The following is a 21727-nucleotide window of genomic DNA, read 5'->3' on the forward strand; positions in this document are numbered from 1 at the left end:
ACAGCTTTCTCGATCGAAACGGTGTCTCAACGCGCGAGGCGGCGCCTCGGCTGCACGACCCTTAGGATGTCTTGATTTCTTTGAGGTAGTGAGCGGCGGCCTCCACATCGGCGGCGCCGGCGGTGAAGCCGACATAGCCGTCGGGCCGCACCAGATGCAGGCGCCCCGGCGTCGGGGTCCGGCGCGGGACGGGCTGGACCAAGCCGGGGTATCGGGCGGCGAGTGCGGCACCGCCCTCTTCCTCCGCCGCGTAGAGAACGAAGCGCGGATCGGCGCCCGCGCCCGGCGGCGGCCCGTCCGAATCCTCGGGCCGCCACCGCAGGCCGGCCCCCGCCCCGACGGAAAGCGGGGAGCCGGGATAGCCGATCTCGATCTCGCTCATCATCGCGGCCATCCGCCGCCGCACCGTGGAGAGGCCGAGGAGCCACCGCAAAGCGCGATTGCGGAGCGCCTGAGCCGCCGGGTTGGCCAGCGTCGCCAGGGCCGTGAGCCGCCCGGCATTGCGCAACACCGTCTCGCCGACGGCGTTGCGCTCCGGGCTGTAGCTGTCGAGCAGCGTCGGGAGGGCCTCGCCCCGCAGCACCAGGGCGAGCCTCCAGGCGAGGTTCACCGCATCCTGCATGCCGGTGTTCATGCCCTGGCCGCCGGCCGGGCTGTGAATATGCGCGGCATCGCCCGCCAGGAACACGCGGCCTCGGCCGTATTCCGAGACCTTGCGCTCGTGGATGCGGAAGCGGCTGAGCCAGACCGGATCGGACACCTGAATCCCGGCGCCAGCCCTGGCGGAGACCAGCGCCTGCACCTCGGCAAGCGTCGGATCGGGCTTCGCTCGTCCGTCCGCCCAGCCGACGGTCGCGACGACCCGCGCCCGGCCACCGGGGATCGGGAAGATCACGAACGGCCCGTCCCGGTGGAGATAGACCGCGATGGCATCGCCCGGCGGAGCGCCGCCGCCCGCGAGGCGGATGTCGGCGAGCAGCCATTCGTCGCCCTGCGCCGAGCCGCGGAAGGCCAGGCGGAGCCCGTGGCGCACGGTGCTGTGAGCGCCGTCGCAGCCGAGCAGGAAGGGGGTCGTCACGCTCTCCTGCCGCCCGTCCGCATGGGAGAGCCGCGCCTCCACGCCGTCCGGCGTCTGCGCGAAGGCGAGAAGCTCGACCTCCCGCTCGACCGCGACGCCGAAGGAGCCGAGATGTTCGGCCAGAAGCCGCTCGGTGTCGCGTTGCGGGATCATCAGCCCGAAGGCGTAGGGGCTGGCGATATCGGAGAAGTCCGGGCCTCCGAGCACCCGGCCGCCCGCCCGCAGCGTCGCGCCGCGGGCGCGCAGACCCGCCGCGAGGAAGGCCCCGGTGCAGCCCATCCGGTCCATCAGTTCGAGGGTGCGCGACCAGACGACCAGCGCCTTCGAGGTCTGCGTCGCTCGGGGCGCGCGGTCGATCAGCCGGACGCCGATGCGATAGCGTGCCAGTTCGCAGGCGAGCGTCAGGCCGACCGGCCCGGCGCCGACGATCAGGACCTTTTCCATCGCCGTCTCCGCGGGTCATGCTGCGCCGAGCCTCGCCCTGGATCAATCCGCCATTTGCGTCGCGCGCCCATCCGTGCTGATGGCGCGGCATGCGCGTGGATCTGTTCGATTTCGAGTTGCCGGAGGCTGCGATCGCGCTGCGGCCGGCGAGCCCCCGCGACGCGAGCCGCCTGCTCGTGGTGCGCCCCGGCGAAACGCTGGCGGATCGCGGCGTGCGCGATCTGCCCGCGCTCCTGAATCCCGGCGACGCCCTCGTCTTCAACGACACGCGGGTGATCCCGGCCCGGCTCTCCGGCATCCGCCACCGGGAGGGCGGCACCGGCCAGCGCTGCGAGGCGATGCTGCATCTGCGCGAGGCGCCGGACCGCTGGCGCGCCTTCGCCCGCCCCGCCAAGCGCCTCGCTCCCGGCGACCGGATCCGCTTCGGCGGCGAGGGTGCAAACCAAGGGGCGAGCGAAGTCTGTGTCCTGTCCGGCCTCGACGCGACGGTCGAGGAACGGGGGGAGGGCGGGGAGATCCTGCTGCGCTTCGACCTCGCCGGGCCGGCCCTCGACGAGGCCATTGCCGGGCTCGGTGCCCTGCCGCTGCCGCCCTACATCGCGGGCAAGCGCGCCACCGACGCGAGGGACACGACCGACTACCAGACCGTCTACGCCCGCGAGCCGGGCGCGGTCGCCGCCCCCACCGCCGGCCTGCATTTTTCCGACGCGCTGCTCGACGGGATCGATGCCGCCGGGATCGAGCGGATCCATGTCACGCTTCATGTCGGCGCCGGCACCTTCCTGCCGGTGAAGGCGGACGATACCGAGGCCCACCGGATGCATGCCGAGATCGGCATCCTCGATACGGCCACCGCGGAACGGCTCAACGCCGTGCGGGCGCGGGGCAACCGGATTGTCGCCGTCGGCACCACGGCGCTGCGGCTTCTGGAGAGCGCGACCGACCCCGACGGCACGGTCCGCCCGTTCTCCGGGGCCACAGACATCTTCATCACGCCGGGCTACCGCTTCCGCGCGGTCGATGCCCTGGTGACGAACTTCCACCTGCCGCGCTCGACCCTGTTCATGCTGGTCTCGGCCTTTTCCGGCCTCGACACCATGCGCGCGGCCTATGCCCACGCGATCGCTTCGGGTTACCGCTTCTACTCCTACGGCGACGCCAGCCTGCTGTTTCCGGAGCGTGCCCCATGAAGGCCCTGCCATGAGCAGCCGGCGCCCGCCGCTCCGGGTCGATGTCGCCCGCACCGTCGATCGCTTCCTCGGCCTGATGGCGAGCGAGGGCGGTCCGCGGCTGCGCGGGCTCTATCTCGTCGGCTCGGTGGCGCTCGGCGATTTCCGGCCCGGCCGCAGCGACATCGACTTCGTCGCCCTCCTCGACGCGCCTGCATCGGCCGAGGCGACCGACGCGCTCGCCCGCATCCACGCGATCCTGGCGCAAGCCGGCGGCCCGTCTCTCGACGGCGTCTACCTGCCGATCGATGCCCTTCGGCGTACGCCGGAGAGGGGTGCCGTCCTGCCCTTCAGCATGGAGGGGCGGCTGCGCACCGGCGAGCCCTGCCGCGAGGTCAATCCGGTGCTCTGGCGCTGTCTCGCCCGCGCCAGCCGTCCGATCCTCGGCGCCACCCCTGCCGCCCTCGGCATCGCCGACGACGACGCGGCGCTCCACGCCCACGCCCTGGCCGAGCTGGACACCACGTGGCGCCCCTGGATTGCGCGATGCGAGGCGGCGCTGGCGGGCCAAGCGCCGGACGCGGAGAGCGACGCGGCCGACCTCGAACGGGGCGTTCTCGGCGTGAGCCGCATTCTCTGCACCCTCGCCACCGGGCGGATCGTCTCGAAGCGCGAGGGCGGGCGCTTCGTGCTGGAGCGCCTGCCGGAAGAACATCAGCAGGCCGTGTGGGACGCGCTCGACGCCCGTGACGGGGCGCTGGAGCGGGTCTCGCCAGCGGAGTTGCGCGCCGGCCTCGACACCATGCGTTTCCTGATCGACGGCGCCGGGGGGTATCAGGCTCCCGAGACGGCCCCCACATCCCCGGACCGATGACAGATCCTCTCGACTTCTCCTTCACGGTCTCGGCCACTGACGGCCAAGCCCGCACCGGCCACATTGCGATGCCGCGCGGAAACATCCGCACGCCGGCCTTCATGCCGGTGGGCACCGCCGCCACCGTCAAGGCGATGTATCCCGAGCAGGTGCGCGACCTCGGCGCCGACGTGGTGCTCGGCAACACCTACCACCTGATGCTGCGCCCCGGCGCCGAGCGGATGGCGCGGCTCGGCGGCCTGCACCGCTTCATGCGCTGGGACGGACCCATCCTCACCGATTCCGGCGGCTTCCAGGTGATGTCGCTCTCGGCGCTGCGGAAGATCGACGAGGAGGGTGTCACCTTCCGCTCGCATATCGACGGCACCGCCCACCGGATGAGCCCGGAGCGCTCCATCGAGATCCAGGGGCTGCTCGGCTCCGACATCCAGATGCAGCTCGACGAATGCGTGCGCCTGCCGGCCGAGCGGCCGGAGATCGAGAAGGCGATGCACCTGTCCCTGCGCTGGGCCGAGCGCTGCCGCGTCGCCTTCGGCGAGCAGCCGGGCAAGGCGATGTTCGGCATCGTCCAGGGCGGCGACGTGCCGGAGCTGCGGGTCGAGAGCGCGCGGGCGCTGACCGATCTCGGCCTCAAGGGCTACGCCATCGGCGGGCTCGCGGTCGGCGAGCCGCAGGCGGTGATGCTGGCGATGATCGAGACGGTGGAGCCGCACCTGCCGTCCACCAAGCCGCGCTACCTCATGGGCGTCGGCACCCCGGACGACCTGATGCAGTCGGTGATGCGCGGCATCGACATGTTCGATTGCGTGATGCCGACCCGCGCCGGCCGCCACGGCCTCGCCTATACAAGGCACGGCCGGATCAACCTGCGCAACGCCCGCCATGCCGAGGACACCCGGCCGCTGGACGAGGCCTCGGACTGCCCGGCGGCCCGGGACTATTCCCGCGCCTATCTCCACCACCTCGTCCGCTCGGACGAGATCCTGGGGATGATGCTGCTGACCTGGAACAACCTCGCCTATTATCAGGCGCTGATGGCCGGGATGCGCGCGGCCATCGCCGCGGGGCGCCTCGCCGATTTCGTCGCCGAAACCAAGGACGGCTGGGCGCGGGCGGAAGCCGCCGCGAAGGCGTGAGGCGGAGGCTTGGGGCTTGCGTCTCAGCGGAGGTCGGCGCGCTTCTGGGCCTTGTTGTAGCTGGTGATCGCCGCCTGGCAGTTCGGCGAGAGCTTGGCCTTGTTCTGCTTGAAGCAGGCGCGCACCTCGGCGCTGTCGGGGGCGAACTCGCCGCAATAGCTCAGGTAATCCCCGGTGCAGTGCTGGCGCAGGGCATCGCGGTCGGCCACCGGGGCCGCCGGGCCGGCGAGCGCCGCGCTGGTGGTGATCATCAGGGCGAGGGCTGTGCGTACGATCATGGGACTCTCTACCAACTCCGACATCACTGTCTCCGCCCGCTCCCGGCTACTCTGGGAACGGACGGCGAAAGGGAGGCCCGGCTTGGCCGGGCCGCGGGGTGTAGAGCCTGCCGATCGGGCGAGAGTGCGGCCGCCCCGTGGCAGGCCAAGCCACTCATCCGCCCCATTAAACCCCCGATTCCCCGGTGCGGTTCACTGCCGCTCCGGGGCTACGGGGCATGCGCCAGAACCCGGTAGCTGCCCTCGGGATCGTCGCGTCCGCTCTCCTGCGCCGCCTTCAGATCCGCCACGATCCGCGCCGCGATCGGCAGGCGGTAATGCAGCGGATCCCAGTAGTTCGTGTCCTGTCGCGTGATCGGGGAGGGGATGCGGAAATCGACCACCGTCGCGCCATGCGCCGCGCCGATCCGCGTCACCGCCGCCTTGCAGGCTGCCTCCCGCTCGGCCGCAGGTCTTCCGGGCGCGCCCTGCTGGGCGACGTGGACGGGGGGAAAGACCACGAACGTGCGCGTCTCGGGGGGCGCCTGCGCCAGGAGCGCGTCGAGCCAGCCGAGGGCGGGCATCGGCGCGTCGGCGGGGGGCGGCCGATAGCCCGGCTCGGCCTCGGCGGCAGCCTGGGCCGCGCGGGCGCTGCGGATATGCGCCTGGGCGCGGGCCGCATCGTAAAACTCTTCCGGCGGGGTGAAGACCGCGTAGCCGTTGGCGGCGAGCCGGGCGCGGACGATCCCGAGCCGGGACAGCAACGCATCGGCGGCCGTACTGACGCTCTGCCCGTTCACCTGCCGCAGGACAGCCCACGCCGCATCCGGCCGGTAGAGCCAGGCGGGGAAGGCGCGGAAGGTGAGGCGGCGCTCCGCCGCCTCCGGCTCGCACCATGTCGGATCGATCCCGAACACCAGCGCCTTCGGCCGGTTGTGGCGCAGGTAGAGCCGGGCCAGTTCGGCCTGCTCGTAGGGCGTGGCGGCGTTCATCGACAGGTTGGCGAAGCGCCCGCCGAAGGCGCGCTCGAGCGCCGCCGGGTCGAGCAGGCGCAGGGTCGAGGTGCCGAACACCGCCCCGTCATAGGTGCCGCTGCGGGCGACCTGCGGATACATGAAGCGCTGGTTGCCATCCATCAGCGGCCCCGGCGCCCGGCCCGGCCCGGCGCGCAATCCGTAGGGATCGAGGGCGGCCACGAAGCCGATGCAGGCCAAGCCCGCGAGGGCGGCCACGCCCAGGAACAGCAGGACGAAGTGCCGCCATTCCGACGGCGCGCCGGCCGGGTTCGCTCTCGTCATCGGCTCAACATCGCGATTGAACGGTTGGCGGCCTCGCGAGCCGTGTTGACCCTCCCGCCCCGAGCCCCTATTGCGAGCCCCACGCTCCGAGCGCAACCGGCCCGCCCCGCGGCGCCCCGCGCCCACCGGATGCGAGCGCGTAGCTCAGTTGGTAGAGCAACGGACTTTTAATCTGTAGGTCCTGGGTTCGAGTCCCAGCGCGCTCACCATAGATTTCGCCCGCCTGGTCAATGACTTGGCGGGTTTTTCTATACTGGGAAGTGTCCCAAAAGGCTTGTGGCCGGCCGCAACAAGCTATGTGATTTTACAACAGATTATGACGCGGCGTAGGTTAGTCCGCGCAACGCAGATGGACCACGGCCTTCTCGCGGAAGCCTAATAGTCAACGCTTGAAGGTACCCAACTGATATGCTCCAGCGGTTGATTAACTTCGTTAATGACAATGCCAATGCAATTAGCGCGCTTGGATCTACTACTAGTGCGCTATCATCTATAGCTGCGCTCTTTGTAGCCATTTCAGCAGTGTGGCTGTCTAAAAGGTTACTCGACGAAAACAGAATTCTTCGAAAAGCGGGAACAGAGCCGGAAGTTATCGCATATTTGATACCAAATGATAGGAATATCAACGTAATTAATTTCGCGATAGCAAACGTTGGCAACGGCCCGGCCTTCGAAGTGCGATTTGAAACAGATCTTGATCCTGAGATTCTAAAATCGAAGGAATGCTTTTTCAGAATAGACATCGGCACAGTCCCTATAACGGCGCTGCCACAGGGCGAAAAAATTCTTACCCTTTTTGGCCAAGGCTTTAGAATACTAGCTAAACCAGAACTCCCGCCCTTCACAGTTGATCTCTCTTATAGAAACGTAGATGGCCAACAATTTAAACGCAAAACGGTTTTAGATGCCCGCCAGTACGCATATGTTAGCCGCCTATCAGACAGCAACGAGGAGAAAATTGCAAATAGTTTAGAGCGCATATCACGCAGTTTCGATTATAGCGTGACCGGAAATCATCTCAAGGTTGAGGTAACCAATCGTAAAGAGCGCGAAGAAATAGAAAGCAATATCATCGACAGCTTTGATGTAGATGATACCCGAAGTGCTGAACCGATAGCGACGCCACGCAGGTCTGTGACGGAGTGGGTGCGCTCGCGCTTCGCAAGCTAAGGAGCATGTCGAATTGCAGTGCCTGGCGGGAGCGTTTCGAGGCACCCCCCCATCACCAATGATCACCAATGTAATATGCTCGATTTTGGCCAATGTCTGCCGATAGCGATTATTGCTGCTCTGCGGGGCTCAGGTCTCCACGGCTTACAGCCACACGACGTCCGCCAACGCGGTCGTTCCGCGTTTTTCTAAATACCCGCACTCGAACTTAGCTCTGCCAGAATGACAACCGCAGATTGGGCTCTCGTTATCAGCCTTCTTTCGTTCGTTGTATCACTTGCTTCTTTCATTTGGAATATTTGGTCGAAATATATTTATCCCAAAAGCCAGATCAAAGTTCGATTTAATATGTTGATTATTTTTGACGCTTTCGATAATAGAAAAATACTTGGCCTGACTGCAACGAACTTTGGGCCAACAGACAATCAGCTAACTGGTGTTATTTGCCGCGAAATCCTGCCAAGAAAATTCCCATATCTTCGGCGGAATTGGCAATATGCCTTCTTGAATTCATTCGATAGGCCTGAGATTCCCACGACACCTGGGCTACGCTCTGGAGGACTTCCCAGGAAATTAGTCGTTGGCGACAAAGTCGACGTCTATCTAACCCCACTACATGAGGCGCTCCGCGATAAGAAAATCATCGACGTAGGGTTCGTAGATATATTTGGTCGCGAGCTCTGGGCACCCAGGGGAGATGTCAGGAAAGTCCGGGAGTCTGTAAAGACGCATTTCATGGAGCATGTTCACTGAAATGACGTATTCATACCTATGTATCATATCGAATATCCAAGCAAATTCAGAATTATTGTGCTGCAGCGCAGCGTCATATGGCGAGTGTATTGGCTGATGATTTGATTTCATAATTATGAGTTACCGCGATCCTACAAACGCGGAGAGATTTTACAAGCTGCAGATGGCGCGGAGGCTGCACAAGCTACGCCCAATTTTAAGTATGCCGCAGTGGCTGGAAGTGCTCGCCCCAGTTAGCGCCAGCCTTGATACCCAAGGCCGCAGCGATTTCGCCGAGCATCCTCAAGGCCTTCTCGTAACGCTGCCGCCGACGCGCCGTTGATGGATGCGGCGGCCCGAGACTCAGACGGGTCAACACGATGCAATAGTTGTTCACAAGCCGTTGCGGACAGAAGATTCAGTCACCGGCTGGGGGTCGCCCGTGCTCAGGAAATCGAGGCCGGGCGATGCCACCCTCTCCCGCTCGAAGGCGCTTGATCACCGGACGCCACAGCGCCATCCCGGTCTCGAACCGAACGCGAGATCCCGATGGACGCCCCCCTGCCACCCGCGCTGCACGCCCTCCGCCGCGGCGATCTCGCCGGGGCGCGGGAGCTGCGCCTGAGCGGATCCCTCACCGAATTCCCGCCGGCAATCTTCGGGCTCGCCGAGACGTTGGAGGTGCTCGACCTCAGCGGCTGCGGCCTCACCGACCTCCCGGCGGATCTCGGCCGGCTCAAGCGGCTGCGCGTGCTGTTCTGTTCGGGCAACCGCTTCGAGCGGCTGCCGCCCGCCCTCGGCGACTGTGCCGCCCTGAGCCAGATCGGGTTCCGCGCCACCGGGTTGCGGGAGGTGCCGGCCGAGGCGCTGCCGCCGGCCCTGCGCTGGCTCACGCTGACGGATAACCGAATCGAGCACCTGCCCGAGGCGCTGGGCCGGCGCCCGAAGCTGCAGAAGCTGATGCTGGCGGGCAACCGGCTGCGGGCGCTGCCGCCCACGCTCGCGGACGCGAAACACCTCGAATTGCTGCGCCTGTCCGCCAACGGCTTCGAGGCGCTGCCCGGTTGGCTCGGCGAGTTGCCGCGGCTCGCCTGGATCGCCTGGGCCGGCAATCCGCTCGACGGGGAGCCGGCGCCGGCCGCGGTGCCGCACGTCGCCTGGGAGGCGCTCGATCTCGGCCCCTGCCTCGGCGAGGGAGCCTCGGGGCGGATCCACCGGGCGCTGTGGCGCCGCGCCGAGCCGGCCGAGGCGGTCGCGGTGAAGCTGTTCAAGGGCCGCATGACCAGCGACGGGCTGCCCGAGCGGGAGATGGCGGCCTGCCTCGCCGCCGGCCGCCACCCCAACCTCACCGGGGCGCTCGGGCGGATCGAGGGGCATCCGGAGGGGGTCCAGGGGCTGCTGATGCCGCTGATCCCGGAGGACTGGCGGGTTCTGGCCGGGCCGCCGAGCCTGGAGAGCTGCAGCCGCGACGTCTACGCGCCGGATTTAACCCTGGCGCCGGACACGGCTCTCCGCATCGCCGCCTCGGTGGCGCGGGCGGCGGCGCATCTGCACGATCGGGGCGTGCTGCACGGCGACCTCTACGGGCACAATACGCTGTGGGACGGGCGCACCGGCGCGGCGGTGCTGAGCGATTTCGGCGCGGCCTCGCTGCTGCCGGCAGGCGCCGCCGGGGCGCCCTGGCAGCGCGTCGAGACGCGGGCCTGGGGCCTCCTGCTCGGCGAGCTGCTCGACCGCTGCGCGGAAATGCCCGCCGGGATCGCGGATCTGCGTGCGCTGGAACGGGCCTGCCGCCAGCCCGATCCGCGGGCGCGGCCGTCGATGGCGGCGGTCGTGCACGCTCTATCGTCGCATTTGTCGCCGGATCGTCACGCGGATGCTTGATCCATGCTTGCGCCGCCGCGTTGTGCCTGTCCCGGACAATGCGGCAGGATGCAGGTCCCGAAACCGCCGCACCCCGCACAAGGAGCAGGACGAAACCGCATGAGCGACCCCCGCGAGATCGAGCTGAAGCTGGAATGCGAGCCCTCCGACCTCGCGGCCCTGCGCGACCACCCGCTTCTGCGGGAGGCGGCGGTGCAGGAGGAGGCGGCGCTGACCTCCGTCTACTTCGACACGCCGGACCGGCAGCTGCACGCGGCCAAGCTCGGCCTGCGGGTGCGCGAGAGCAAGGGGCGCTTCGTGCAGACCCTGAAGGCGGAGGGCGACGGCCTGTTCGACCGGCCGGAATGGGAGCAGCCCGTCGAGGGGCCCGAGCCCGACCGCGCGGCGCTGGCCGACACGCCCTTCGCGCGCCGCGTCGAGGCCGAGGCGGCGTTGGAGCCGCTCTTCACCACGCGCGTCACCCGGCGGACCTATCTCGTCCAGCAGGGCGAAACGCGCATCGAGGTCGCCCTCGATACCGGCCGGATTGAGGCGCCCGCCGCCGGCGACCGGATCGTGTCGCTCTGCGAGATCGAGCTCGAACTGAAGGACGGGACGGCGAGCGACCTGTTCGCCCTCGCCCAGGCCGTCGCCAATCTCGTCCCCGTGCGCCTCGGGGTGCTCAGCAAGGCCGAGCGCGGCTACGCGCTCGCCGCGGGCAAGCTCGACCGGGTGCGCAAGGCCGAGCCCGTGCCGCTGCGCGAGGAGATGAGCGCGGCCGACGCATTCCGCAGCGTCGCCCATGCCTGCCTGCGCCACATGCGCATCAACGAGGACATCCTGCTCAAGGGCCGCGACGTCGAGGCGCTGCACCAGATGCGCGTCGCGCTCCGCCGCCTGCGCTCGGCCTTCTCCCTGTTCGGCGACCTCGTGGACGACCCGCTCGGCGTGCGCATCCGGACGGAGCTGAAGGAGGTGACCGAGCCGCTGGGCCGGGCGCGCAACCTCGACGTCTTCCTCGCCACCATCCTGCCGGCCGAGCGCGAGCGACATCCGGACGAGACCGGCCTGCTCGGCCTCGAGCGGCAGCTCGAGGATGAGCGGGCGAAGGCCTATCGCGACATCGCCGCGTTGCTGGGCTCGGATGCGTGGCGGATGCTGCTGCTCGACCTCGTCGGCTGGATCAATGCCGGCCCGTGGCTGCGGGACGAGAGTCCCGGCCGGGCCTCGCTCCGCGCCGAGCCGGCCCGCGTCTTCGCCGCGCGCGAACTCGACCGGCGGCGGCGGCAGGTGAAGCGGCGCGGGCGCCATCTCGACGACCTCGAACCGGAAGAGCGTCACCGGGTGCGCATCGCCGCCAAGAAGCTGCGCTACGGTGCCGAGTTCTTCGCGCCCCTGTTTTCCGGCAAGAAGGCGGCCAAGCGCCATACCGCCTTCGGCAAGGCTCTGTCGGACCTGCAGGACCATCTCGGCGCGCTCAACGACATCGCCACCGGCCACGAGCTGATGCGGGATCTGACCGACGCGCCGACGGGCGCCTCGACCCTGTTCGCCGCCGGGATGACGGCGGCCGACATCGAGGCGCGCACCCGCACGCTGCTCGAGGCGGCGGCCGAGGCGCACGAGGATCTCGTCGACACCAAGCCGTTCTGGCGCTGACGCATCGCCCGGAGCGGGACCGGGCGCCGCGCGCGGGCCCGTTCTGAACCCGGCTCCCGTGTCAATCGACCTGAGCGGTTTCTAAGTCCGCTCAGGTTGCGGCGGTGTTCTGCGCGCCGCCCGATTGCCCGCAATCGAACGTTGCCGTAACCGGGCCGGGTTGAAGGGGCGGGAACGTTTCCGCTGCCAAAGTTTTTCGCGCTCATGCGTTTCGAGGTCGAGCGGAAGTTTCTCGTGGCCGATGAGGGATGGCAGGCCGGCGTCACCCGCCGCCGCCGCTTCACGGACGGCCTGATCGGACAGTTCGAGACGGGCAACAAGGTCCGCGTCCGGCTCGACGAGGATCGGGCCTGGTTGACCGTCAAGGGCGAGCGCGTCGGCCTCGGACGGCCGGAATTCGAGTACGAGATCCCCCGCGCCGACGCGGAAGCGATGCTGAGCCTCGTCTGCGACACCTGCTTCATCGAGAAGACCCGCCACTGCGTCCCCCATGCCGGACTCCTCTGGGAGGTCGATGTCTATGGCGGAACGCTCGCCGGGATGATCCTGGCCGAGGTCGAGCTGGAGCACGAGGCGCAAGCCTTCGAGCCGCCGCCCTGGCTCGGCCGGGAGGTGACGGGCGATCCGCGCTTCCGCCAATCGGCGCTGCTGCGCCGCTTCGGCGAGGCGGGGCGCGTCGTCACCCTGGAGGAAGTGCTGGCCGGGCCGCTGTAAGACCCACGGCCCGACCTCCGGCCGCGCGGCGCGACCGTTCCCGCGATGGCGGTCAGCGGCTCGGCTCACACGATCAACGCAGTCCCCTGCCGATCGATGAGATCGACACCCTGCAGAACGACAAGCGTCTGGAAGTTGTCGCCCCCGCCGTCTCTGTCGAACCGGACGTCCGTCGATCCGTCGACCAAGGCGAGCGCCAGCCAGCCATCGCCGAACGGGGCGGACGAAGGGTTCGTCGTTGCGCCGCCTCGCGCTATGAAGGGCGGAGCTGGTTTTCGAAGAAGGAGCGGGGGGAGTGGGGCAGGCGGCGCGTCCGGGCTTTGGCCGCCCCTTCCGCCTGCGCCGGCCCGCCCGGCCGACTCTGCGTCAGCTCCGCCTCGGCAGCGGCCTCGTGCTGTTCGCCTACGTGCTCACGCACCTGCTGGTTCACGCGCTCGGCAACATCTCCCTCGACGCGCTGGAGACCGGGCTTACGGTGAAGGTCGCGCTCTGGCGCACGCCGCCGGCCCTGCTTCTCCTCTACGGCGCGCTTCTCATTCACCTCGTCCTCGGGCTCTACGCCTTCTACGAGCGGCGCTTCTACCGGGTGAGGCCGGCCGAGACCGCGCAGCTCCTGCTCGGCCTCGCGGTGCCGCTGCTCCTCCTCAGCCACGTGGTCGGCACCCGCCTCGCCTGGAGCCTTGAGGGGTTGGATCGCGGCTACGCGCAGGTTCTCTACGCCACCTGGGTCGCGGCGCCGGGACAGGGGATGATGCAGGCCGCCGGCCTCGTCGTGGCGTGGCTGCACGGCTGCTTCGGCCTCTATTTCTGGCTCCGGCTCAAGCGTGGCTTTCCCGGCGCCGCGCCGTGGCTGCTCGCGGGCGCGGTGCTGGTGCCGGTGCTGGCGCTCCTCGGCGTGGTTCAGGGCGGACGCAGCGTGGCGTTGCTCGCCGCCGACCCCGCTTGGCGGGCGGAAGAACTCGGAGCGAACCATCTCGGGGGGGCAGCGCAGGGCGAGCGACTGAGCGCCGTCCGCCGCGGGCTGTTCTCGACCTACATGGCGGCGCTCGCCCTCGTCGTGCTGGCCCGCGGCGCCCGCACCTTCGCCGAGACGCGGGGCGGCTTCGTGCGCATCGGCTATCCCGATGGGCGAACCGTCCGCGTGCCGCGGGGCAGCAGCGTCCTCGAGGCGAGCCGGCGCGGCCGCATCCCCCATGCGAGCGTGTGCGGCGGGCGCGGCCGCTGCTCGACCTGCCGCATCCGGGTGGTCGATCCGGAGCGCAGCCGGCATCTGCCGGAGCCGGAACGGGCGGAGCGCCTCGTCCTGGAACGCATCGGCGCGAGTCCCGGCATCCGGCTCGCCTGCCAACTCCGGCCCGACGGCGACCTCACCGTCGCGCCGCTGTTCACGCCGCAGGCCCGCGCCCGCTCCGTGCCCGATGCGGAACGGGCCGCGACCGGCGAGGAGCGGTTCGTCGTCGTGCTGTTCGCCGACCTGCGCGGCTCGACCCGGTTCGCCGAGGAGCACCTGCCCTACGACACCGTCTTCGTCATCGGCCGCTTCCTCGGCGCGGTCGGCCGGGCGGTGCGCGAGGCGGGCGGATCGGTGAACCAGCATCTCGGCGACGGGCTGATGGCGATCTTCGGCCTCGACCGTGATCCGAAACACGCCGCCCGCGCCGCCCTGAAGGCGGTCGACGGCATCGCGGTGCAGGTGGAGCAGCTCAACCGCATGCTCGCCGCCGATCTCGGCGAGCGCCTGCGCTACGGCGTCGGCTTGCATGCCGGCCTCGCCATCGTCGGCGAGCTCGGGGATGAGACCGAATCCCGCTTCACCGTGCTCGGCGACACGGTCAATGTCGCCGCGAGGCTGGAGGGCCTGACCGGACCGATGCGGCAGGTCGCGATCGTTTCGGAAGCTGTCTACGAGGCTGCCGGCCTTCCCCCCGGCGCGCTTCAGGAACTGACCCTGACCGGACGGGCCCGGCCGCTGCGGGCGCACCTGATCGGGGTCGACGCTCCGGCCGCGCTTCAGGACGGCTGACCCGCCCGATCAACGGGCCGGCGCATTGCCGGTCGAGCCGGTGGCGTCGGCGGGCCGCTTGATGGCCCAGAGTTCCGTCGGCAGGCTGACCGGCGCACCGGGCTTGTAATCGGCCGAATCCTGGATGTGCGAGGTGGTGACGTAGATCGTCCCGTCCGGCCCCTCGCTGAAGGTGTCCGGCCAGCGCAGGGCCGGATCCTGCACCAGGATCGTCAGGCCGTCCGCGCTCCCCGTCTTACCCGAGAGGTCGCGCACCTTCACCGCATCGTCCTGAGGCGAGGTCACGTACATCCGGCCGTCGCGGCGGGCGATCAGCAGGCCGTCGGCGACGCCGTTCTCACCGACCTTCGCGATCTTGCCCGCGAGGCTCTTGTCGGTGAGCGTATCGGGCACCACCGAGGCGGCGGCCCAGCCGGTCAGGGCGTCGGTCGGCAGGCTGTAGAGCGTCTTGCCCTTGATCGCCTGCCAGTAGAGCGTCTTGCCGTCGTTCGACAGCGCGATGCCGTCGGCGGAAAATTCCACGCCGCGCCCGTCGGGGCGGCGCAGCGGCTGGCCGTCGTAGCGCACGGTCACCGACTTGTCGGGCATGGTCGAAAGATCGCCCGAGAGGATGCGCTTGGCCGAGCCGCTGTCGAGATCGACGACGATCAGGGCGCCCTCGGCCCCGGAATCGGTGAGGTAGGCGGTCTTGCCGTCCGGCGCGATCCGCACATCGTTGAGATAGGAGGCCTGGAGCACCGTGCTGGTGTCGAAGGGGATGGTCTTGATGACCGTGTTGCTCTTGAGGTCGATCCCGACGAGCTTCGGGCCGTCCTTGATCACGTGGGCCATGGCAGGGGCGGCGGCGTCCACGACCCAGAGCCGGTCCTGCCCGTCGGCGACGACGCTCTGGACGCAGACGAAATGGTCCTTCGGCGAAAGTTCGTCGGCCCGCGCATTGCGCCACGCGTTCCACCGGTCGTCGGGGTAGGGGACGGGCTTGCCGTCCTTCAGTTCGGCCACCGAGACCGGCGCATCCTCGCTCCAGCGGGGAAAGTTGACGAAGATGCGCCCGTCGCGGGCGACGGTGACGCCGGTGACCTGATGCTCGAAGCTCGCGACCTTGGTCAGTTCGGCTTTTCCCTCCTGTGCCCGGACGGGGAGGGGGCCTGCCATCGTGCCGGCGAGAAGTGCCACGGCGAGAGCGGTGAGGGATCGGGTCATGTCGGGCAGCCTCGGACGAGGGATCGAGCGCAATTGCCCGACGGAACCCCGCCGCGGCTGGCCGGGGTCCCTCACGATCCCGTTTGACTACCCCGGGCCAGCCCCTTTTCGAACGCGCCCGGCTCGACCTCCGCCGCTCGGTTGCGCCCGTGGCGGAAGCGGGAGAGCGCCTGATTGGTCTTCAGCCGCGCACGCCTCAGCGAGCCCGGCGGCCGTTGCGCCGTCGCGGTCGGCGGTGCTCTCGCTCTCATGGGTCATTGAGGGTCATCGAGGCGATGGCCCGGTCGATGGTCTCGTCCTTGTCGGGAGCGAGCGTCTCGATACCGTCATGATGGTGGATCGGGGAGGCCTTCAGCGAAAGTCTCGCCGCTCAACAGATGTGAGGGAGCGAAGCGAAAGGACGCGCGAAAGTTCGGGGCAGCGCCGGCCGCACAACTTCTCCTCGCACATCTTCGATGAACCGGGCGGCGACAGGAATTCCGACCTGAAGTTCGCTGGAACGGTTCAGGTTCGCTCGCCGTTACAGGCGCAGATTCATCCCAATCGGAGGATTGTCATGCGCAAATCCCTTCTCGCTGCCGCCGCTTTCCTGACGCTCGCCGGGGCCTCGGGCGCCATCGCCCAGACCACCGTGATCGAGCGCGACGCGCCGGATCGGGTCGTGGTGGATCGCGGACCGAGCGCCTCCTCGACCACCGTCGAGCGGCGTGAGCATTCGGACGGCTGCTCCAGCAAGACCGTCACGAAGGAGAACGACGTCGGTGACCGCAAGACGGTCACCAAGGAGAACTGCGACTGATTCTCTCAAGGCTCTGCTCCTGAGAAAGAAGAACCCGCCGCGGTGACCTGCGGCGGGTTCTTCTTTGCGTACCCCCATTCGGCTCAGGCGTGCGCGAGCACGGCGAGCAGAAGCAGTGCGATGATGTTGGTGATCTTGATCGCCGGGTTCACGGCGGGGCCCGCCGTGTCCTTGTAGGGGTCGCCGACGGTGTCGCCCGTCACGGCCGCCTTGTGAGCGTCCGAGCCCTTGCCGCCGTGGTGGCCGTCCTCGATGTACTTCTTGGCGTTGTCCCATGCGCCGCCGCCCGAGGTCATCGAGATCGCGACGTAGAGGCCGGTGAGGATCACGCCGAGCAACGAGGCGCCGACGGTGGCGAAGGCCTGAGACTTGCCGGCGATCGCCTGGATCACGAAGAACAGCACGATCGGCGAGAGCACCGGCAGGAGCGAGGGGATGATCATCTCCTTGATCGCGGCGCGGGTCAGCATGTCGACGGCGCGGCCGTAATCGGGCCGGTCGGTGCCCTGCATGATGCCGGGCTTGGCCCGGAACTGGCGGCGCACCTCCTCGACCACCGCACCGGCGGCGCGGCCCACCGCCGTCATGGCGATGCCCGCGAACAGGAACGGGATCAGGCCGCCGAGCAGGAGTCCGACCACGACGTAGGGGTTCGACAGCGAGAAATCGACGGAGACCCCTTGGAAGAAGCGGTACTGCGTCGGGCTCGCATTGGCGATGAAGTAGTTCAGGTCCGAGGTGTAGGCGGCAAACAGCACCAGCGCGCCGAGGCCCGCCGAGCCGATGGCGTAGCCCTTGGTCACCGCCTTGGTGGTGTTGCCGACGGCATCGAGCGCATCGGTCGCCCGGCGCACGTCGGAGGGCAGACCCGCCATCTCGGCGATGCCGCCCGCATTGTCGGTGACCGGACCGAAGGCATCAAGCGCCACGATGAAGCCCGCGAGCGCCAGCATCGCCGTGACCGCGATGGCGATGCCGAACAGGCCGCCCAGCGCGTAGGTGGCGATGATGCCCGCGACGATGACGATGGCCGGCAGCGCCGTCGATTCGAGCGAGATCGCGAGTCCCTGGATGACGTTGGTGCCGTGACCGGTGACGGACGCGGTGGCGATCGACTTCACCGGGCGGAAGTTGGTGCCGGTGTAGTACTCGGTGATGACGACGATCAGCGCGGTGATGACGAGGCCGAGCACCGCGCAGCCGAACAGCGCCCCCGAGGTGAAGGTGAGACCGGTATTCGTCGTGAAGCTGGTCGAGAAGCCGCCGAACAGGGCGAGGTTCACGCCGGCGATGGCCACGATCGAGAGGAGGCCGGCCGCGATGAGGCCCTTGTACAGCGCGCCCATGATCGACTGGTTGGCGCCGAGCTTCACCGCGTAGGTGCCGGCGATCGAGGTGACGATGCAGGCCGCGCCGATGGCGAGCGGGTAGAGCATCATCGCTTCGAGCACGGCGGCGTTGCCCGCGAAGAAGATCGCGGCGAGCACCATGGTGGCGACCACGGTCACCGCGTAGGTCTCGAACAGGTCCGCGGCCATGCCGGCGCAGTCGCCGACATTGTCACCCACGTTGTCGGCGATGGTCGCCGGGTTGCGCGGATCGTCCTCGGGGATGCCGGCCTCGACCTTGCCGACGAGGTCGCCGCCGACATCGGCGCCCTTGGTGAAGATGCCGCCGCCGAGACGGGCGAAGATCGAGATCAGCGAGGCGCCGAAGCCGAGCGCCACGAGGGCGTCGATGACCTCGCGGCTCCCCGGCGCGAGGCCGGCGCCGCGGGTGAGGAACAGGTAGTAGAGCGCCACACCCAGCAGCGCGAGGCCCGCCACCAGCATGCCGGTGACCGCCCCGGACTTGAAGGCGACCTCCAGACCGCCGCCGAGCGACTGCGTGGCGGCCTGCGCCGTGCGCACATTGGCACGGACCGACACGTTCATGCCGATGAAGCCGGCCGCGCCCGAGAGCACCGCGCCGATCAGGAAGCCGATGGCGACCTTGATGCCGAGAAACCAAGCCAGAAGGACGAAGAGAACGAGGCCGACGACGCCGATGGTGGCGTATTGGCGCCGGAGATAGGCCTGCGCCCCCTCGGCGATGGCGCCTGCGATCTCCTGCATGCGCTGCGTCCCCGCATCCCGTCGCATTACGTCACGGATCGTCACAACACCGTAGGCAACGGCGCAGAGCCCGCCCACGATGATCAGCAAAAGTGCGGTCATGCGTGCGTCCTTGGATTTTGATTGTGGTTTGCCGAGCATGGCCGGATGGCCACGGGACGGTTGCTCGGTTTTCGGGCGCCCTCCCTGGAGAAGCTGAACTTAATTGCCAAACTTCGGCGTCCGGCGCAAATGCCTCGTGCCGTTGAGAACCTTTCGAAACGGCCACGATGAAGGATAGTGACAAGTTTCGACTCGCTGCGCTGCAGCAACGGCAATGCGAAACGCGTGTCGAGGCCGGAGGATGGAGCCTGCCGTAATCAGAGGCGGCGCCTGAAACGGCGAAGGGCGCAGGATTGACCTGCGCCCTTCGACAACGTCGTCGCTGTGAACCAGCCTCAGCGCAGGGGCGGGGCCTTGTAGGCGGGGGCCAGAACGTATCCGTCCGAGGCGCGGCGCGGGCCCTGCGGGGTCGCGATCAGCACGTTGCCGAAATAGTCGTTGCCGGTGGGGCCGAAGCCGCCGCCGTTCATCACGGTCGGCACCGGCACGGCCCCGATGGCGCGCAGATCCTGGCCGTCGGTGCTGATCGGCGGCCCGCGGAAGCGGCCGCTCTCGGGATCGACCTCATACACCGTCGGCCCGCGCGCATCGCCGTAGGGGCGATCCTGCAAGGTCTGGGCACCGGCTCCCTGGGCGGCGAGCCCAAGGAGGGAAGCGGCAAGGAGGAGGCGGGCACGGGCCAAGGGCTTGCTCCGTCGTTGGTACGGCTCCGGGCCGAAGCGAACGCCGCCTCGGCGCGGGAGCGCGTCGATACAGGTAAGAGCCGAAACCGACCACGCTGCGATCGGGACCGGCTCGGGCAGACGTCTCGAAGGCGCGATCAAACTCCGGGACGTGACAAGGAAAGGTTGACGGGCGCGCGGGAGCCGCCGCGTCAGCCCTTCGACCGCAGGACGGCGCGGGGCTCGCGCACCACCGGCGTGCAGTCGGACTTGTAGGCGTTCAGCGGCAGCGGCGTCGAGCTGCAGGAATAGGCCTCCTCGGGGGAGGGGGCGGGTACGGGGTCGCGCGCCACGATCGGGTGGGGGGCGCAGGCTCCGGCGGCGGCGCCGGCGAGCGCCAGGGCGGCGAAGAGCTTCAGGCGGCGCATGCGAGTCCTCGAAACGCGTCCGTCCGCCGGGACGGCCCGGCGGCAAAACGGGAGAAGACCCTGCGGACGCAAGCGCCTGCTGACAAGCTTGCCCGGCCCGATGCATGGGGCGACCGAGCCGATTGCCCGGCCCTGTCGCCCCGCCGCAACAACGTTCGAGGCGTTGCGTCCGCGCCTCAGACCGCCTTCTGCATCGGCACCACGTTGTGGAGCGTGCGGTCGGCATTGTCGAAGAAGCGGCGAACGTTGCGCGCCGCCTGCCGGATGCGCTGCTCGTTCTCGACCAGCGCGATGCGGACGTAATCGTCGCCGTGCTCGCCGAAGCCGATGCCCGGCGCCACCGCGACGTCGGACTTCTCCAGGAGCAACTTGGAGAATTCCAGGCTGCCAAGTTCCCGGAACTTCTCCGGAATTGGCACCCAGGCGAACATCGAGGCTTCCGGCGTCGGCAGCTTCCAGCCGGCCTTGCCGAAGGACTCGATGAGTGCGTCGCGGCGCTTCTTGTAGGTCGCGCGCATCTCCTTGATGCAGTCGTCCGGCCCGTTGAGCGCGGCGGTCGCGGCCACTTGGATCGGCGTGAAGGCGCCGTAATCGAGGTAGGACTTCACCCGCGTCAGCGCGGCGAGGAGACGCTCGTTGCCGACGGCGAAGCCCATGCGCCAGCCCGCCATCGAGAAGGTCTTGGACAGCGAGGTGAACTCCACCGTGCAGTCGATGGCGCCCGGCACCTGCAGCACCGAAGGCGGCGGGTTGTTCTCGTCGAAATAGACCTCGGCATAGGCCAGATCCGAGAGCAGGATCAGCTCATGCTTCTTCGCGAAGGCGACGAGGTCGCGGTAGAAGTCGAGGCTCGCGACGTAGGCGGTCGGGTTCGAGGGATAGCAGACCACGAGCGCCACGGGCTTCGGGATCGAGTGGACCACCGCCTTCTCCAGCGCCGGGAACATCGCCGGGGTCGGCTCGGCCGGCACGGAGCGGATCACGCCGCCGGCCATCAGGAAGCCGAAGGCGTGGATCGGGTAGCTCGGATTGGGCACCAGCACGACGTCGCCCGGCGCGGTGATCGCCTGGGCCATGTTGGCGAAGCCTTCCTTCGAGCCCAGCGTCGCCACCACCTGGGTGTCGGGGTTGAGGCTCACGCCGAAGCGGCGTTGATAATAGCCGGCCTGGGCCCGGCGCAGGCCGGCGATGCCCTTGGAGGCGGAGTAGCGGTCGGTCCGCGGCTTGCCGGCGGTCTCGACGAGCTTCTCGATGACGTGGCGCGGGGCGTCGAGGTCGGGGTTGCCCATGCCGAGATCGATGATGTCGGCGCCCCGGGCTCGGGCGGCGGCCTTGATCCGGTTCACCTGCTCGAAGACGTAAGGCGGAAGGCGCTTGATGCGGTGGAAATCGGTCATGGCGTCGGTCTGTCCGGTGTCGCGAACCCTCCCCCCGCAAGGAATCGTCGGCGGTGAGGAGTCGGCCTGTTTACCATCGACGCGCCCGCGCGCCGATACGAAATCTCAATGCCGGGCCCGAAAGGTGGAGCGGAACGCTCACTCCACCGGGTTGGGCGCGAGCCCCTTGGCGGCGTTCTTGGCCGCCCCCTCCGCCGCACGCCCCTTGGCCTCGTTGCGGTTGCGGGCGCCTTCCAGCTCGGCCTGCAATGCGCTCTGTCCGGCGGCGTTGCGGGCGCGGATGGCGCGTCGGGGCGCCGACTCCCCCACCGGCATGTAGCTCGCATCGGTCTTGCGCGACTGCGCCACGAAGTCGGGCGTCTCCACCGGCTTGATGCCGGAGCCCGCGCCGACCATCGCCGCCTTGAGCGGATTCACGTCACCGGAGCAGCCGCCGACCGAGGCCGCGGCGGCGAGGACCGGCAGGGCCAGGGCAATGGCGCGGACGGCGCGGCGCACGATCATGACAACGGTCTGGAAATGGAGCCTGGGGCGGGCGACATCTGCTGGGTGGAGCGTTAATTTGTCGGAAACGAGGCTCGGGCCGTCCGCAACGGGCGGGATGC

Annotated in this window: 18 protein-coding genes and 1 tRNA gene; 10 read left to right on the forward strand and 9 right to left on the reverse strand. The window is 68.6% G+C overall.

Annotation, left to right across the window (positions count from 1 at the left end; all coding sequences use genetic code 11):
• Positions 1-61 precede the first annotated feature (61 nt).
• The gene (locus HNR51_RS09740; protein ID WP_182554807.1) at positions 62-1522 is read right to left on the reverse strand and encodes an FAD-dependent monooxygenase; all 1461 of its coding nucleotides are present in this window, start codon (positions 1520-1522) and stop codon (positions 62-64) included.
• An 89-nt stretch (positions 1523-1611) separates the two neighbouring features.
• On the opposite strand from HNR51_RS09740, the gene queA reads away from it, so the two are divergent.
• The 3 genes from queA to tgt are packed head-to-tail and all read left to right on the forward strand — an operon-like array spanning position 1612 to position 4701.
• A complete protein-coding gene (gene queA, locus HNR51_RS09745; RefSeq protein ID WP_182554808.1) occupies positions 1612-2712 on the forward strand; it encodes a tRNA preQ1(34) S-adenosylmethionine ribosyltransferase-isomerase QueA in 1101 nt (366 codons plus the stop codon).
• 10 nt (positions 2713-2722) lie between these two features.
• Positions 2723-3565, forward strand: coding sequence for an aminoglycoside adenylyltransferase domain-containing protein (locus tag HNR51_RS09750; RefSeq protein WP_182554809.1), 843 nt, complete (start codon positions 2723-2725; stop codon positions 3563-3565).
• Positions 3562-4701, forward strand: coding sequence for a tRNA guanosine(34) transglycosylase Tgt (gene tgt / locus HNR51_RS09755; RefSeq protein ID WP_182554810.1), 1140 nt, complete (start codon positions 3562-3564; stop codon positions 4699-4701). Before HNR51_RS09750 ends, tgt begins: the two co-directional genes overlap by 4 nt.
• A 23-nt stretch (positions 4702-4724) precedes the next feature.
• Here tgt and HNR51_RS09760 read toward each other — a convergent pair whose 3' ends face one another.
• Complete coding sequence (locus tag HNR51_RS09760; RefSeq protein ID WP_141951948.1) at positions 4725-4979, reverse strand: hypothetical protein; 255 nt, start codon at positions 4977-4979, stop codon at positions 4725-4727.
• A gap of 209 nt (positions 4980-5188) precedes the next feature.
• Positions 5189-6256 carry a hypothetical protein gene (locus HNR51_RS09765; protein WP_182554811.1) on the reverse strand — a complete coding sequence of 356 codons (1068 nt, stop codon included), beginning with the start codon at positions 6254-6256 and terminating at the stop codon, positions 5189-5191.
• A gap of 133 nt (positions 6257-6389) precedes the next feature.
• Between HNR51_RS09765 and HNR51_RS09770 the strand changes: the two genes are divergently transcribed.
• The 6 genes from HNR51_RS09770 (at position 6390) to HNR51_RS09795 (ending at position 14417) form a co-directional block, all read left to right on the forward strand.
• Positions 6390-6465 (forward strand) — tRNA-Lys (locus HNR51_RS09770).
• A gap of 199 nt (positions 6466-6664) precedes the next feature.
• Positions 6665-7426 carry a DUF8453 domain-containing protein gene (locus HNR51_RS09775; RefSeq protein WP_182554812.1) on the forward strand — a complete coding sequence of 254 codons (762 nt, stop codon included), beginning with the start codon at positions 6665-6667 and terminating at the stop codon, positions 7424-7426.
• A gap of 1281 nt (positions 7427-8707) precedes the next feature.
• Positions 8708-10042 carry a leucine-rich repeat-containing protein kinase family protein gene (locus HNR51_RS09780; protein ID WP_182554813.1) on the forward strand — a complete coding sequence of 445 codons (1335 nt, stop codon included), beginning with the start codon at positions 8708-8710 and terminating at the stop codon, positions 10040-10042.
• A 99-nt stretch (positions 10043-10141) separates the two neighbouring features.
• On the forward strand, positions 10142-11680 hold the full coding sequence (locus tag HNR51_RS09785) for a CYTH and CHAD domain-containing protein (RefSeq protein ID WP_182554814.1): 1539 nt from the start codon (positions 10142-10144) through the stop codon (positions 11678-11680).
• 204 nt (positions 11681-11884) lie between these two features.
• On the forward strand, positions 11885-12394 hold the full coding sequence (locus HNR51_RS09790; RefSeq protein ID WP_012455144.1) for a CYTH domain-containing protein: 510 nt from the start codon (positions 11885-11887) through the stop codon (positions 12392-12394).
• A 295-nt stretch (positions 12395-12689) separates the two neighbouring features.
• Positions 12690-14417: an adenylate/guanylate cyclase domain-containing protein gene (locus tag HNR51_RS09795; RefSeq protein WP_182554815.1), complete on the forward strand. Its 1728-nt coding sequence runs from the start codon at positions 12690-12692 to the stop codon at positions 14415-14417.
• A 9-nt stretch (positions 14418-14426) separates the two neighbouring features.
• Here the strand turns inward: HNR51_RS09795 and HNR51_RS09800 are convergent, their stop codons facing one another.
• Positions 14427-15620: an L-dopachrome tautomerase-related protein gene (locus HNR51_RS09800; protein ID WP_182554816.1), complete on the reverse strand. Its 1194-nt coding sequence runs from the start codon at positions 15618-15620 to the stop codon at positions 14427-14429.
• 556 nt (positions 15621-16176) lie between these two features.
• Between HNR51_RS09800 and HNR51_RS09805 the strand changes: the two genes are divergently transcribed.
• Positions 16177-16419: a hypothetical protein gene (locus HNR51_RS09805; protein WP_012455148.1), complete on the forward strand. Its 243-nt coding sequence runs from the start codon at positions 16177-16179 to the stop codon at positions 16417-16419.
• An 83-nt stretch (positions 16420-16502) separates the two neighbouring features.
• Here the strand turns inward: HNR51_RS09805 and HNR51_RS09810 are convergent, their stop codons facing one another.
• The 5 genes from HNR51_RS09810 to HNR51_RS09830 form a co-directional block, all read right to left on the reverse strand.
• On the reverse strand, positions 16503-18635 hold the full coding sequence (locus HNR51_RS09810) for a sodium-translocating pyrophosphatase (RefSeq protein WP_152277503.1): 2133 nt from the start codon (positions 18633-18635) through the stop codon (positions 16503-16505).
• A gap of 335 nt (positions 18636-18970) precedes the next feature.
• A complete protein-coding gene (locus HNR51_RS09815) occupies positions 18971-19318 on the reverse strand; it encodes a hypothetical protein (protein ID WP_012455150.1) in 348 nt (115 codons plus the stop codon).
• 191 nt (positions 19319-19509) lie between these two features.
• The gene (locus HNR51_RS09820) at positions 19510-19725 is read right to left on the reverse strand and encodes a hypothetical protein (protein WP_141952023.1); all 216 of its coding nucleotides are present in this window, start codon (positions 19723-19725) and stop codon (positions 19510-19512) included.
• 176 nt (positions 19726-19901) lie between these two features.
• Positions 19902-21122: an LL-diaminopimelate aminotransferase gene (locus HNR51_RS09825; protein WP_012455152.1), complete on the reverse strand. Its 1221-nt coding sequence runs from the start codon at positions 21120-21122 to the stop codon at positions 19902-19904.
• Between the two features lie 138 nt (positions 21123-21260).
• Positions 21261-21626 carry a hypothetical protein gene (locus HNR51_RS09830; protein ID WP_152277505.1) on the reverse strand — a complete coding sequence of 122 codons (366 nt, stop codon included), beginning with the start codon at positions 21624-21626 and terminating at the stop codon, positions 21261-21263.
• Positions 21627-21727: the final 101 nt, after the last annotated feature.

Source organism: Methylorubrum thiocyanatum (assembly GCA_014138645.1).
Taxonomy (GTDB): Bacteria; Pseudomonadota; Alphaproteobacteria; order Rhizobiales; family Beijerinckiaceae; genus Methylobacterium; species Methylobacterium thiocyanatum.